Genomic DNA, 16,026 nt, shown 5'->3' with positions numbered 1-16,026 from the left:
GAACCTTTTGCCCGCTTCGCTAAAAGGGCAAAATTTTCCTATGCGCTTCAGAGAAGGTAACTTTTCAATAGCAGGACGCATAAGCAGGATGGCTTAATTTTCAATTATAGAACTGCTGGAATAGTTGAGTACTTCGTTAATATGTTGGATTAAAAATCAAAAAATGTTGATCAGTTTAGTGTTGATGATTTAATCATTTTTTATTACCAATATAAACAGGTATTTATGAAATTAAAATGTAACTGGTTTTTTCCATTAATTGCAATACCAATATTTATGATAGCGGCCTGTAAAAAAAGTGAAAAGCCTCCAGCAGTAGAACCTCCTCGTACTGAAATTCCGGGCAAGGAAAATCAAGATTGTATTTCATGTAAAAAGGTGAAAACAGCAGCAGATATTGCTGCATTGAGTCTTAAACCCGGAGATACGGTTATGATGGAATCGGGCGACTGGATAAATCAGAAAATAGTTTTTAAGGGAACTGGCACTGCTGAGAAACCAATTGTACTGATTGCAGAAAAGGAAGGCTTGGTGATTTTAAAAGGAACTTCATCACTGGTAATTGATGGAAGCTGGTTAGTGGTTAATGGATTGAATTTTAAGAATGGAGATCTTAGCGCCTCTAAATTAAATGTAGTTGATTTTACTTCTGCATCCAGGCATTGTAGATTAACAAACACTTCAATAGTAGATTATAATCCTGCTGATCAGTCAATAGATTACAGGTGGGTTTCCCTGAATGGTAAAAACCATCGTCTTGATCATTGCTACATTAAAGGTAAAGCACATCTGGGGCCTACCGTAGTCATATGGGGTGCAAATGATGCTTTAAATCATAGGATTGATCATAATTATTTTGGCTCCAGGCCAGAACTTGGTTCTAATGGAGGTGAGACAATCAGGGTAGGAACTAGTGCTTATTATTTAAGTGAAAGCTTAAATGTAATAGAAGAGAATATTTTTGACAAGTGTAATGGAGAAACTGAGATTATTTCTAATAAGATGAGCCGAAATACCATTCGAAATAATTTCTTTTTTGAAAGTAGGGGAACTTTGTGTCTCAGACACGGTAATAATTCTGAAGTGTATGGGAACTACTTGATTGGGAATGATGTTAGCAGCGCGGGAGGAATAAGGATTATTGGAGAAAGCCACCTGGTATATAATAATTACTTACAAGGCATTGCAACTACTGGACAAACGTGTGCGATTTCTATATTGGATGGAGTTCCTAACTCAGAACCAAGTGGATATTTTCAGGTCAAAAATGTAAAGATTATTGGCAATACCATTGTTAATTGTGCACAAGGTTTTGATATTGGTGCTGGAAAAGGAGGGAATAATAGAACAGTTCCTCCAGCAAATTGCACAATCGCAAATAATGTGATGCAGTTGAAAATCGGTTCATCTTTAATAAGGTTTACTGATGTTCCAGAGAACTTTACTTATGCTGGAAACATTGCATTTGGCATGGGCTCTGTTACTGGTCTGCCAACAGGGTTTTTAATTGCTGATACCAAACTGTCTATAAATGAATATGGTACTTATACTGCTGATCCAGCTAGTCCTGCTAATGGGGCTTTTGTAGGTACATATCCATTTTATTCTTCGCCAGATGCAGGTGCAAATAAGCTGGATAATCTCCACAAAAATTTACTTAAGGCGACTGGAATTGGTCCTTTATGGATAAGCGGTTTGGGGGATCAACTACTGATAAAAAGTAATTGATTTTGCACGCCAATATAATTGACAGCTTGGCCAATCTAAGCAATTAAAAATTGGAAACTTATTAGTCAATTGCATATAACGAATATATCCAAATAGATATTGAATTTAACCAAATATAACGATATGAATAAAAATTCTACTAGAGCAATCTCCTGTAATACGAAAGTGTATAGGTTAAAATGGGGTCGGCTAATGCTGATAATGCTTTTCGCAACCCTCCTGCAACTGGTTGCTGCAGAGTCCTACGCTCAGACCATTAAAATATCAGGAGTAGTGACTGATAATAAAGGAGAAACATTGCCGGGTGTAACGGTTAAAGTAAAGGGAACGGCTATGGGTGCAACAACAGGTAATAGTGGTAAATACAGTCTCACTGTTCCTGGTTCATCATCAGTTCTGGTTTTCTCTTACATCGGGTTTTTACCACAGGAAGTAACGGTCGGAACTAAAACAAGTATTAATATAAGCTTGAAAGAAGATTTAAGCAATCTTGAAGAGTTAGTAGTAACTGGTTATGGTGGAGTATCTAAAAAGAAAGATTTAACAGGTGCAAGTTCATCAGTTACTTCAAAAGATATTGAAGAACGTCAACCAATAAATCTTTTCGACGCCTTACAGGGGAAAGCCGCTGGGGTATTGATTGTAAATGATGGTGGTGGAGCTCCTGGCGCTAATGGCTCAATTCAGATTAGGGGTACATCAACTTTAAATGGTGGTAATGGCCCGTTGTATATTGTGGATGGTGTAATCGATGAAAATGGTGCAAACATAAATCCATCTGATATTGCTAATGTGGAGGTATTAAAAGATGCTGCTTCTGCTTCAATTTATGGTTCACGTGCTGCAAATGGGGTAATTTTAATTACCACAAAAAAAGGTATTGAGGGTAAACCAAGGATCGACCTAACCTATAATCATGTATTCGGCCGGTTGTCAAATAGTATTCCTGTAAGTAATTCAGCAGAGGTGAGAGCGTTTAGAGCAATACAAGGAAGAACAAATGCAACGGACTCTATTAACCCAAGTTTTAATGCTGATAATGATCTTCAGGATTTACTGTTGGGTAATTTGGCTCAGAAGAAAGAGATTAAAATGGGTGTTAGCGGTGGTCAAAAAGGATTGAGTTATTATACAAGTTTAAATTATTTAGACGATAAGTCGATTATTCTGAATAGTTGGGTGAAAAGAATACAATCACGGGTTAACGTGATTTATCAACTGTCTCCAAAATTAAAGTATTCAAATAACATGTCTTTCTCCTGGCAAAAAGGAAATCAAACTCCCATTGGTAATACTGTAAAGGTGGTAATCGATAGGCCTGCTTATTCTTTAATTTATTATCCGGATGGTAGTTTAACAAGTTATATTGCTTCCAAAAGAAATCCTATTGCCAACGCATTGTTTGAAAGGGATGAGGATGAAACATATTCAGCACAGCTTAACAATCAGTTAGATTATCAGATTATTAACGATTTGAAATTTACAACCCTATTTAATGCTAAACTAGATAATCTTCAGAATATGTATTTCTCACCAAGAATTCTTTCTGCAAACAAGGATAAGAATGCGGGAAGAAATGAAATGACAAAAACATTTTTCTGGGAATATCAGGCGTTTTTGAATTATAATAAAACAGTTAAAACAGATCATAATTTTACTGCATTATTAGGTTTTAGTGCTGATAGAAGGAAGTTTGACCGTATTCATACAGAGTATTTAAATAGTGTAAGTGAATCGCTTTTAGTAACAATCCCAGATTACCTCACTTCGTCTAAAAGTTATTCAAGTGCCACTGCAAATACAACTGCATCTATTTTTAGTCGATTAGGGTATAATTATAAAGGACGTTATATTTTACAAGGAACGTATCGGAGAGACGGATCATCGAGGTTTGGTCCTGATAATCTTTGGGGTAGTTTCTTTTCTGGATCAGCAGCATGGCGTTTTTCGGACGAGAAGTTTATGAGTTGGAGTAAATCTTTCCTGGATGATGCTAAAGTTAGGTACAGTTTTGGTCAACTTGGGAATGATCGCATTGGAGACTATGAGTCTTATCTTAAGGTCGACTTTTTCGGGAATTATGCAGGTGTTGGCGGTGCAGGATTGTCTAGTATATTAGGCAATGAATCTATCAAATGGGAGACTACTACTCAGAATAATGTTGGTTTGGATCTGACTTTTTTCAAAGGCAGATTAGGATTAACTGCGGATTATTATGTAAAACGTACTGAAGACCTTCTTTATCCGAGAGAACTGGCCAAAGAAACAGGTTTCAGCAAAGTTCAGGTGAATTTAGGAACCATACAAACTAAAGGCCTTGAGTTCGTATTGAGTGGAACCCCTATTACAAATAAGAATTTTGATTGGAATGTAACAGGTAACATATCTTTTGAAAGGGGAAAGATTGTAAAGCTAGCTGATGGTATTCCCTTTTTCCCAGGTAATAAATGGTACGCTGAAGATGGTGGTCGGATCGGTAATTTTTATGGTTGGAAGAATCTTGGGGTATATCAATGGGATGAGTCAAACGCTTATGATGATAACTGGAATAAGTTAACAGTTGTTTTAGAGAATGGTAAACCAAAATATCTCAATGGAAATCCTGTTTATACACTGGATGGGAAAGAATATGTTGGTAATATTAGAAGTAAATACGCACCTGATGGTAAACTAAAAGGTGGAGATGCCGAATGGGAAGACTTGAAGGAAGATGGAGTTATTGATGATGCTGATCGCCAGATCTTGGGAAATGCAACTCCTGATTATTACATGGGGATTATGAACAACTTCCGCTATAAAAACTTCTCACTATCATTCTTGTTTAACGGATCTTTTGGAGGAAAAATCTACAATTCACTATTGCAAACCCAAAACAAACCTTCTAATACAGGGGCAGGCTCTCCGGATATGGTTTATAATTCCTGGAGGAAACCAGGGGATATCGCGAAGTATCCATATTATATTGAAAAGGATAATAGAGGAAATCTTAAAACTGATCAAAATAGTATATATATAGAGGATGGCTCTTTTATTAGGTTATCTAGTGCAAGATTATCATACCGCCTAGATCCAGAATGGACAAAAAGGATATATTTAAAAGGAGTAACTGCATATGTTTATGGTATGAATCTATTAACATGGACAAATTATACAGGATATGATCCTGAATTTAGTACCAATAACCCTTTAACACCTGGTGATGATACAGGGAAATATCCGAAGAGAAGAGAATTTGGTTTTGGTGTAAATGTTAATTTCTAATAGAGATGAAAAAAATAATAGCAATAACAGCTTTAGGGGCCATAATGTTGTTTGGTGCCTGTAAGAAATTTTTAACTGAAGCTCCATTAACGCAGGTGACTTTAGGAGAGTTTTATAAAAGTCAATTTGATGTTGATGCCGCTATAGCAGGGATGTATTCTGCATTTCAGTTACAAATGGTAGGTGATAAACAATACACGGAAAAGTATTTGTATTGGGGGGAGTACCGTGCAGATAACTTTGACAGATTTGTTATCTATACGAAGGATTATGTAGATGAGATTGTTTTAAATAGCATAACTCCAACCAACCAGTTTTCTGACTGGACAGGTCTTTACGCAGTAATTGGCAGAGCAAATAATAACATCAAATATATCCCACAAGCTGCAGCACTAGATCCGAAAATTACAACTAAATTTTTTGATGGCTATATGGCAGAGTCATATGCCATGCGTGCCATGAGTTATTTTTATATTGTTCGTGTTTGGGGTGATGCGGTAGTGAGATTGGAACCTTATGAGGATATTAAAGCACCTTCAGAAGGAGAAAGGGTTTCAAAAGATAAGGTGATCGATGAAGTAATTATTCCGGATTTAAAGAAAGCTTATGATCTATTTGCAACAGGTAATGCACCATCATCTGGTATTTATGGAATAAGCCGCGCTGCGGTTTGTGCTACTCTGGCAGATGTTTATATGTGGAAAAAGGATTATGTTAATGCCATTATATGGATTAAAAACTTATTTCTTGCTAAAAATATTGCTGACCCAACCATTGCAAATCTTGAAGCTACAGCAACCTGGAAGAATGTTTTTACCAATCCGGCAAACAGTAAAGAAGCAATCTGGAGTATACATTGGGATTATCAAAAGAATGGATGTGCATGCATGCAAACATCATGGACTTCTAATAATAAGCAAATCGTAATCGATGAGGATATCTGGGAGAAGTGGTATCAGCCGCAGTATCAAGTTACAACTCGTACTACAGATATTCGTCCTCAACAAACTGCTGATGTGTTTCTTGCCCAAACTAAACCCAACAGAGATCGTTTTATAAAATGGTATAATACTGCCGCAAATCCTACGGCGGCTGATAAATGGCCTGCCTCAAGAGAGCTTGAGCCCGTTTACCTGGTGATGTACAGATTGGCTGATATTTACCTTCTTTATGCAGAAGCTCTGAATGGAAATAACCAATTGAGCGATGCATTGAAGTTTTTGAATATTGTTCGTAAAAGAGCTGGGGTAGCTGAATATTTAGGTACTGATCCTTTGGTTGCTAATAAAGAGGCAATGGAAGATGCTATTTTAAATGAAAGACAATTAGAATTGTTCGGTGAAGGGAAAAGATGGTTTGACCTCGTTCGTACCGATCATGTGAAAGAAGTAATGGACCCTATTCTTAAAAGGAGGCAATTGGATGGCGGAAATATAAATGCTCCGGGATTTATTGATCCAGATAAAAGGGTTTATTGGCCAATTAATAGAAATGTCCTGAACTCAAATAGCAAATTGAAACAGAATCCAGGTTACACAGATTAAAAATTAGAGGTTATGAATAAGATAATTTTATTAGCGAGAATGTTTGCATTCTTATCAATCATACTATTGTCAGGATGTACATTGTTTGATATGGACCTGCAAAAGAAGTATGATTATAAACATGAAACTCTGGATCCACATATTGGTATTTCAGCGAGGCAGTTTCTCGAAAATCGGGGTTCTTATGATCCTGCAGCAAAAGACACTGTTTTCAAGTGGATGAGAAAAGGGCTTGATTATGCCGAAATCGATTATGCAGAATTTGAAAAGTCAGGCAGGACTTTTATTTTCTTACATAACGAAGCAATTATGGTCTGGGATTCTAAAACCAAAAAAGTGACAAAAGGTTTATGGTTTGATTTTCCTATTGTGACGAGTGTTAATCCCACAACTGGAGTACCGGTGACGAGACCCGCCACAGATTGGAAAGATTATCCAAAAGAAGATGTAAGAAACTACTTCCTTTACTTAATGCTGCAGGGTGATTATAATTTTGATAAACTTACAATTACCAATTCTACTGCCCAAACTTTATTGCCTCCTGGAAAAGTGGCGTCCAAGATATCTATGCTTGGTTATTTAAATGGAGGACTTGGCTTTGACCAGGAAGGGAAGATGGATCTGCAATTGGTTAATAATGATGATTTAGCGCCGATATTAATTAATGGTGTGACCAAAAACAGGTCCGGTGGTTATATCACAACGAATGGTGTGGTACATGTTTATGGTGCTACGGTATACCCATTCAGAAAGCCAATTTAATAAGGTTTGATTTTTTAAACAGCCTCTGTGTATTTTATTTTAAAATTCCAGAGGCTATTTTTTTGTTCATTTTATGCTCTGAATTATGAATCGAATGTTCACATGTTGCCTATTAGGCTTAGTATTTTTTAATGCTTCTTCTTGTAAGAAAAAAACGGTTCCAGTAGATGAAACGCAACCGCCTGTAGTAACTCCGCCAGTGGTTGAACCACCGGAAAATGCAACCGCTCTGCTCTACCTCAATTCCGCAAATAAACTGGCCTATAATAAGTTCGCAAATGAAGGGGAAACGAATAAGGATAATGTTATCCCTGATTTTTCTAATGCTGGTTATAAAGGGGCTGGAGTAGCTTTACCTGATGTCCCTGTTAAGAAAACCATTACTCCGGTTGCTGGTGATAATAGACTTCATATTCAAAATGCAATTGATGAAGTTAAAAATCTTCCTCAGGATGGTAATGGATATAGAGGGACTGTATTGCTGGAGGCAGGTACTTATGAGGTAAATGGAACATTGGTTATTGATAAAAGTGGCGTGGTGTTAAGGGGAGTGGGACAAGGTTTATCGGGAACGGTTATTAAGGCGACTAAAACAGCTGAACATAATCTTATTGAGATAAACGGTTCAGGTTCCGGGATGCCCGAAATTAGTGGTACAAGGAAGAAAATCACTACTGAGTATGTGCCTACAGGGGCAATGAGCTTTGCTGTTGAATCCGTTGCAGGATATACTATTGGTGATCAGATTGCTGTTTATCGTACACCAAATCAATTATGGATCGATGATCTGGCTATGGCACAGTATGGCTGGACTTTTAGTAATTATGCCATTCGGTTTGAACGTAGAATAAAAGAGATTAACGGTAATGTGGTTACCTTAAATGCTCCTGTTGTTGATCCCATGCAGAGCAAATATGGAGGTGGGTATATATTTAAAACGAATATAACTGGTCGAATCAGCAATTGTGGGGTAGAGAATCTCAGATTAGTGTCTGTTTATGCAAACGACAATGATGAGTTACATGGTTGGAATGGAATTGAGCTGAATAGGGCAGAAGACTGCTGGGTAAAACAAGTTACTGCACAGTATTTTGGTTATGCTTGTGTATCGCTTACAGGTATGTCTGTAAACAATACTATTGAAGAATGTGCAATGGTCGACCCCAAATCGCAAACTACAGGAGGTAGGAAGTATTCCTTTAACCTTGAGGGGGGGGCGTCTTTCAATCTTTTTCAGCGTTGTTATACCAGCGGGGGACGGCATGATTATGTAACCGGTTCAACAGTTCCAGGACCAAATGTTTTTTTGGATAGTTATTCTATAAATACAAAGGCAGATATTGGCCCACATCATCGCTGGGCTACAGGAGTTTTGTTTGATAATATTTATGGTGGTCAAATCATCGTTCAAAACCGAAAAGCTATGGGCACAGGTCATGGATGGGCAGGTGCACAAACCATGTTCTGGAATTGTAAATCTCCTAATTATGAGATCAAGGTAGAGAGTCCTAAAGGTGCAATGAACTGGGGAATAGGTTGTGTGGCTGTGAAGAAGAATGGTGCAGGTTATTGGGAGAGTTGGGGAATACCTGTATTACCTAGAAGTTTATATATAGCCCAATTAAATGATCGTCTGGGAAGTGCTGCTGTTAATCAGGTCACTACAGCAGCTCAAAGAAATGGAACAATTTACGAATTGTTGAAAAATTGGGCTGGTGAAGGTAAACTCCCAGCCCAATAAGGTCAGATGCACATGAATAGCCATCTTTAAGATTATCTTAACAGTGCAGAGGCACACCAAAGTAAAGGGGCTTGCCCATGTAAGTCCCCTACATTTCTTTTACGGTCTAAATAGTATTGGTAATCATTCTTCTTGTTGGTACCTTCACACACATCAGTGATGTCATCATTCTCATTAATATAAGTAATCAGCTTAAGCCAGGCCTTACGCGCAGCTTTTCCATATAACTCCTTATCCAACCAACCATTTTTTACACCTGTAATAAATGCAAAAGTAAACATTCCAGTTCCTGAGGTTTCGACCCAGGATTCTGGTTTATCAACCAATTGTCGCCACATTCCATCTTCAGTCTGATATTTCAACAAAGAGCTCATCATTTCTTTATAGCCTTTCATAATTCTATCGTAATTAGGGTTGTTCTTTGGAAGTGACCTTAATAATTCGGCCATACCCACTGCCATCCAGCCATTTCCCCTTCCCCAGTAAAATGGAACATCAGGAGCATGATAAAAAAGACCATTTGGTCTTTGCAACTGATCAAGATAAAATACCATTTCTTTAGCTGCGCGGTCTATATATTTCTGATCGGCCGTAGACCTGAAAGCCTGAGCCTGTATAGCAGTGATCATAAACATATCGTCTATCCATAACCGGGTTTGCCAGGTATAGCCTTGATCATAGTATCCTTGTGATTCTTTGACTACTCTTGGTCCTTCGGGTGGGCCCCATTGTTTGTCGGCAATGGCTAGACCCATATCCAGATATCGTTTTTCTTTGGTTTGTATATAGAGTTCTAATGGAACAGCACCAAATACACAGTAATCTACATGGTCAGGTATTGGAATCATTTTAGCTTCTTCATTAAATAATGGTTCAAAGCGCTTTTGTAACTTCTTAATAAGTTGTTTATTCTTACTTTCTCCCGCAAAAGTGAGGGCGCCATACCAGGTGCAGCTTTCAGGGTAGGTAATCACCCGGGGAGGGGTAGTTCTGTTGAAATTGGTGTGTGGAGTAACATTAAAATGTTCTGCAATCCTATTACCGATTTCCTTGGGTGAAGTCCCTTTTGGCCAGTTTTTTAAATCGGCCATTTTAGATTGAGCATAAATTCCTTCAATATTGCTAAAAGTTAGGGTAGCTGTAATACAGAATATACTTAGAATGTGTTTTTTGTACATAATTACGTGTTGCTTTCTTATGTTTTGATTGGCTGTTTGTTAATTATCCAATTAAAGTTAAGGTTTATAGAAAGCTTTAAAAATCGTGTCATGACAGTTGGAACTGTTATAGCCGCATTTTGAAGGGAAATTGGAATTTATGGGTAAGATCGCTGATAACAAGGCTAATATGGAACAGTAATTTTTTATGAAATCAGTATGCTATTGTGATGTAAATCGAGAAATTGAATTAATTATGTAAATTAAAACCGTAATTGCTCATTTTAATGTTAAAGTATATGAAGAAGTATTTTGGTCTGGCCTTTATTATGGCTGCATCGGTAAGCGCTCAAGCTCAACATCGTATTGAAAAGATCTGGGAAACGGATAGTGTAATTAATATGCCAGAATCGGTATTGCCGGACATAAAAAATAAAGTGCTTTATACCTCTGTTATGGGAAACAGTCCGACTGATAAGGACGGCATTGGTGGGGTGGCTAAAATTGGGTTAGACGGTAAAGTTATTGATCTTGATTGGATTACAGGGTTGAATGCGCCAAAGGGACTGGCAAGATTAGGTAATACAATGTATGCCGCAGATTTAACAGAAGTGGTAATTATTGATATTGCTAAGGCGAAGGTGATCAAGAAGATTCCTATTGAAGGTGCCGTGTTTTTAAATGACATCACGGTGAGTGACAAGGGAATAGTATATGTTTCTGATACAAGGAAAAAGCTTATTCATAAAATTGAAAAGAATATCCCTTCTGTATATATGGAAAATATAAGCGGAGTAAATGGCCTAAAAGCCATAGGTAATGATCTTTTTATTGCTGGAGGAAAAACGGTTATGAAAGCAGATTCCAAAAAGAACGTGACCAATATTGCCGAACTCCCTCATGGCGGCGATGGTTTGGAACCCGTGGGTAATGGAGACTTTCTGCTAACAAGCTGGAGCGGTTATGTATATTATGTATATGCAAATGGTAAATATGATCTGTTGTTGGATACCACTAAAGAAAAGATAAATACAGCTGATCTGGGATATGACCCCGTGAAGAAGATTTTATACATTCCTACCTTCTTTAAAAAATCGATAATGGCTTATCAATTGAAATGAAATGAAAGTGTTGATTAATCAAATGAAAGCGATTTAATCTTTTTTTAACAGAAATTTTATATTAAACGATCGGATTCGTAACTTGAAAACCTGAAATTAGAAACTTAATAAAACATTAAGTAATAAACACACACAAGTTATTAATTATGGAATCCAGAAGAGAATTTATTAGGAAATCTTTGTTGCTATCAGGGGCAGCAGGGTTATCTACTATGTTGCCTGCATCTATACAACGTGCTTTGGCAATTGATCCGAAATTAGGCAGTACCTTTCTAGATGCCGAGCATATTGTTATTCTTATGCAGGAAAACAGGTCATTTGATCATTGCTTTGGTACTTTACAAGGTGTAAGAGGATTTAATGATCCACGTGCTATATCCTTGCCCGATCAGAAACCTGTATGGATGCAAACAGATGCACTTGGAGATACTTATGCTCCATTCCGGTTAAATATAAAAGATTCTAAAGTAACCTGGATTGGCTCTTTGCCTCATTCAAGGGCTAGTCAGGTTGATGCCAACAATAATGGGAAGTACGACCAATGGCTGAACACTAAAAAGTCTGGTAATAAAAAATATAATGGTATGCCTCTTACTTTAGGGCATTACAATCGTGAAGATCTGCCATTTAATTATGCTATGGCAGATGCTTTTACTGTATGTGATCAGAACTTTTGTTCGGGTATGACCAGTACGACACCCAACCGTTCTTTCTTCTGGACAGGTAAGGTTAGCTATGACCTCGACGGCTTACAGAAGGTGAATATTAGAAATGATGATTTTAGTTATGGTAAGTTGCCATGGAAGACTTTTCCTGAACTATTACAGGAAAATAAAGTAGCCTGGAGATTCTATCAGAATGACTTGAGCTGCGGTGGCGGATATAAAGGAGAAGAACGCGCCTGGTTGGGGAATTTTGGGTGCAATCTGCTCGAGTTTTTTGCAGCCTATAATGTTAAGTTCTCTAAACGTAATGTAGAAAATCTCCAAAAACTTGTTGACACACTTCCTGATGAAATCAATAAGTTACAAGAGGCAAGTCCTTCTTCTGAGGCTGCGGCAAAGAAAATACAGGCAGACCTGAGCCATAAAATGAAAGCATTGGATAATGCAACTGAAGAGTTAAAAAAATGGAGTAAGGATGCGTATAATAAACTCACAGATCAACAAAAGGAATTGTTTAAAAATGCTTTTGTCATTAATTCTGGTGATCCAGGTTATAGAGAGATAACAACATTGACTTATAATGATGGGCAAACCAAAAGAGAGGTTACTGTTCCTAAAGGTGATGTTTTACATCAGTTCCGTACTGATGTAAATACCGGTAAATTACCTGCGGTGTCCTGGTTGGCAGGTCCCCAGAATTTCTCTGATCATCCTAGTGCTCCATGGTATGGTGCCTGGTATGTTTCCGAAGTGCTTGATATTTTGACTAAAGATCCTGAGATATGGAAAAAAACCATCTTCATAACTACTTATGATGAGAATGATGGTTATTTTGATCATGTACCTCCATTCTCAATTCCTGATGAAAATAAGCCTGAAACGGGCTTGGTCTCTAAGGGCATTGACACTGAAATAGAACATGTAAGATTAGCTAATGAACTGAAGCAAGGTGTTCCGGAAAAGGCAGCACGGGAAGCACCCATTGGTTTAGGATTTAGAGTTCCGATGTTAATTGCCTCGCCCTGGAGCAGGGGAGGAAGGGTATGTTCTGAAGTGTTTGACCATACTTCTACCTTGCAATTTTTGGAGGTGTTTTTTAGTAATAAGCTGAAAAAGGAAATTCACCTGAATAATATTAGCAAATGGCGTAGAACTATTTGTGGTGATCTGACTTCAGTATTTAACCCTTTTAATGGAGAGAAACCAAGTAAAATAAACTTCCTGGACCGTAATAATATGGTTGAAACGATATATAATGCAAAGTTTAAAGCTGAGCCATCTGGATTTAAGAAATTGTCGGCAGCTGATATCACTACTTTTAAAGCTAACCCACGTGGAAGTGATGTGATGTCTGTTCAGGAAAAGGGTATCAGACCTTCTTGTGCACTCCCTTATGAAATTTACTCGGATGGGAAATTGACTTCAGATAAAAATGCTTTTGAGATCAAATTCAAAGCTGGAAATGTTGTATTTGGCAAAAAAGCTGCAGGTGTACCATTTACGGTTTATGCACCTGTGAAATTTAAAGATAATAAAACCAGCGAAATTTGTAGAAACTGGTCATTTGCAGCAATTGCAGGAGATACCTTAACGTATAGCTGGCCGGTAGAGTACTTTGAAGGTGGAAATTATCACTTGAGGGTAAATGGTCCAAATGGATATTTCAGAGAATTTAAAGGAAATGCTCAGCTCAGTGGACTAACAGTACTTTGTACTTATCACCAGGTTAATGGGAAGTTGACAGGAGGTATACTGTTAAAGCTAATAAATAAGCAGACTAAGCCATTGAGTATTACAATTAAAGATCAGGGTTATGGAAAAGCGGCAATTAGGAAGAAAATTGCAGCTTCTGGTACTGCAGAGCTTGTTCTTGATCTTAAAAAAAGCCATGGCTGGTACGACTTTAGTGTGTTAGCTGATGGCCTTGATGCTTTTGAAGAGCGCTATGCTGGAAGGGTAGAAACTGGTGTGGAAAGTTTTAGTGATCCGGTTATGGGAGGAATTCTTTAGAATATTTACCAATGATAAATAAGAATGTTTAAATTGGTAAATATTCTAAAAGAGATCAGTTATGGCTAAAGAACATCAATATCAAGCGACACTTACATGGGCAGGCAACAAAGGCTCGGGAACAATGGATTACAGGTCATACGACAGAAGCTATATTATTTCAATTGATAATAAGGCTGATATACTCGGGTCGTCTGACTCAGCATTTCTTGGTGATAAAACCAAACATAATCCTGAAGACTTGTTGTTGACTTCCATTTCATCATGCCACATGTTGTGGTATCTGCACCTTTGTTCTCAAAATGAGATCATTGTGATGGACTATAAGGACACTCCTGTTGGCAAAATGACAGAAAATGCTGATGGAAGCGGGCATTTTACAGAGGTAGTACTCTATCCGGTTGTGGTTATTACTGATGAATCACAAATTGAAAAGGCTAATGCTTTGCATGATGAAGCACATAAAATGTGCTTTATTGCTAATTCCTGTAATTTCCCAATCACTCATCAACCAAAATGTATAGTTGAGCATGGTTAATATAAAGCGTATTGGTGTATTCGCACTTACTGGTGCAGGGCTAATGATAGGTTTTGGATTCGGAAATGGAACTAATGATGTAGCAAATAGGAGTCCTCAGGTTACTATAGCTCATCAAGAGACAGTTTTACTTGCGGATCCGGCAACAAATTATAAGAATCTTTGTGCCGGTTGCCATGGCGAGAAAATAGACATGTTTGTCGACCGTAAATGGAAATTTGGCAATAAAAAAGAAGATCTGGTTAAATCGGTTACATTCGGTCATGCCAATGAAGGGATGCCTGCTTTCGGTGAAAGCTTAACAGATAAGGAAATCAGTGGCCTTGCCGACTATATCCTGAATGGGATTAAGAATGTAGATAAGTATACGAAGACTGCTACTGAACCCATCTCTGATGTGTTTAAAACAGAGGAAATGACCATAAAGCTGGAGACTGTTGCAGAGGGATTGGATATTCCCTGGGGAATGGCGTTTTTACCTGCAGGTGAAATGCTTGTAACTGACAGAAATGGGAAGTTTTACAAGGTGAAAGCAGATAAATCTTTACAACTTATAAATGGTACACCACAAGTACTTGCTAAAGGACAAGGAGGATTGTTGGACGTTGCTTTAGATCCAAAATTTGCTTCAAACAAACTGATATACCTTTCTTATTCTAAATCAAAGAATGTGGATGGTGCTGTTTTGGCTACAACGGCCATTATGCGCGCAAAACTGGATGGAAATACATTATCGGAGCAAAAAGATATTTTCGTTGCAGAACCATATTCTAAAACCCAACATCATTATGGCTCAAGAATGCAATTCGGTAAAGATGGATATTTGTATTTCTCAGTTGGTGACCGTGGAAATGAACAAGGAAATCCACAGGAGATAAAAGGAAATAGTCTGGGTAAAGTACACCGGATTAAAAGCGATGGTAGTATTCCGGCTGATAATCCTTTTGTAAAAACTCCGGGTGTTAGCCCTTCAATCTATGCGTATGGCCATAGAAACCCGCAAGGCATGACCATTCATCCGGTAACGGGTAAAATATGGACTAATGAACACGGACCGCGTGGTGGGGATGAAGTTAATATTGAGGAGCCGGGTAAAAACTATGGTTGGCCTGTTATTACTTATGGTATCAATTATAATGGAAAGCCTATCAGCAACCTTACTGCAAAAGAAGGGATGGTACAACCTATTCATTATTGGATACCTTCAATAGGACCTAGTGGATTAGCAATTGTAACAGGCGATAAGTATAAAAACTGGAAAGGTAATTTGCTTTCAGGTTCCTTAAGGTTTAAATTCCTTCAGCGTTCTGTGCTTAAAGATAACAAGGTTGTGAAAGAAGAAATCCTATTTAAGAATATTGGAAGGGTAAGAGATGTTAGAATGGCTCCTGATGGCTTTATTTATATTGCTGTTGAGTCGCCGGGTAAAATTTATAAATTGGTGCCTCAGTTATAAGAGATACCCAAAAACAAAACTGGTTATATGATTTCATACAGCC

At 37.7% G+C, this 16,026-nt stretch carries 10 protein-coding genes; 9 read left to right on the top strand and 1 reads right to left on the bottom strand.

The genetic code is table 11. The features are described from left to right. The first annotated feature begins 225 nt into the window (after window positions 1–225). From WC623_RS02515 to WC623_RS02495, 5 genes are all read left to right on the top strand, one after another. A complete protein-coding gene (locus tag WC623_RS02515) occupies window positions 226–1,728 on the top strand; it encodes a polysaccharide lyase 6 family protein (RefSeq protein WP_372847933.1) in 1,503 nt (500 codons plus the stop codon). Between the two features lie 123 nt (window positions 1,729–1,851). Then, window positions 1,852–4,989, top strand: coding sequence for a SusC/RagA family TonB-linked outer membrane protein (locus WC623_RS02510; protein ID WP_372847932.1), 3,138 nt, complete (start codon window positions 1,852–1,854; stop codon window positions 4,987–4,989). Between the two features lie 5 nt (window positions 4,990–4,994). Then, a complete protein-coding gene (locus WC623_RS02505) occupies window positions 4,995–6,533 on the top strand; it encodes a RagB/SusD family nutrient uptake outer membrane protein (protein ID WP_372847931.1) in 1,539 nt (512 codons plus the stop codon). A 12-nt stretch (window positions 6,534–6,545) separates the two neighbouring features. Beyond that, the gene (locus WC623_RS02500) at window positions 6,546–7,295 is read left to right on the top strand and encodes a hypothetical protein (protein ID WP_372847930.1); all 750 of its coding nucleotides are present in this window, start codon (window positions 6,546–6,548) and stop codon (window positions 7,293–7,295) included. A gap of 85 nt (window positions 7,296–7,380) precedes the next feature. Beyond that, window positions 7,381–9,036, top strand: coding sequence for a hypothetical protein (locus tag WC623_RS02495; RefSeq protein WP_372847929.1), 1,656 nt, complete (start codon window positions 7,381–7,383; stop codon window positions 9,034–9,036). Between the two features lie 32 nt (window positions 9,037–9,068). Here the strand turns inward: WC623_RS02495 and WC623_RS02490 are convergent, their stop codons facing one another. Next, entirely contained in the window at window positions 9,069–10,214 is a 1,146-nt protein-coding gene (locus WC623_RS02490) for a glycoside hydrolase family 105 protein (protein ID WP_372847928.1), read from the bottom strand. Between the two features lie 278 nt (window positions 10,215–10,492). Here WC623_RS02490 and WC623_RS02485 point away from each other — a divergent pair, with 278 nt between their 5' ends. From WC623_RS02485 to WC623_RS02470, 4 genes are all read left to right on the top strand, one after another. Continuing rightward, window positions 10,493–11,314, top strand: a complete 822-nt coding sequence (locus WC623_RS02485) for an ATP-binding protein (protein ID WP_372847927.1) — start codon at window positions 10,493–10,495, stop codon at window positions 11,312–11,314. A 146-nt stretch (window positions 11,315–11,460) separates the two neighbouring features. After that, window positions 11,461–13,989, top strand: coding sequence for a phosphocholine-specific phospholipase C (locus WC623_RS02480; protein WP_372847926.1), 2,529 nt, complete (start codon window positions 11,461–11,463; stop codon window positions 13,987–13,989). Between the two features lie 61 nt (window positions 13,990–14,050). Beyond that, window positions 14,051–14,527, top strand: coding sequence for an OsmC family protein (locus WC623_RS02475; protein WP_372847925.1), 477 nt, complete (start codon window positions 14,051–14,053; stop codon window positions 14,525–14,527). Next, entirely contained in the window at window positions 14,520–15,983 is a 1,464-nt protein-coding gene (locus WC623_RS02470; protein WP_372847924.1) for a PQQ-dependent sugar dehydrogenase, read from the top strand. Before WC623_RS02475 ends, WC623_RS02470 begins: the two co-directional genes overlap by 8 nt. The last annotated feature ends 43 nt before the right edge of the window (window positions 15,984–16,026 follow it).

The organism is Pedobacter sp. (assembly GCF_041645105.1).
Classification (GTDB): domain Bacteria; phylum Bacteroidota; class Bacteroidia; order Sphingobacteriales; family Sphingobacteriaceae; genus Pedobacter.
This window is presented reverse-complemented; position numbering and strand designations above follow the sequence as displayed.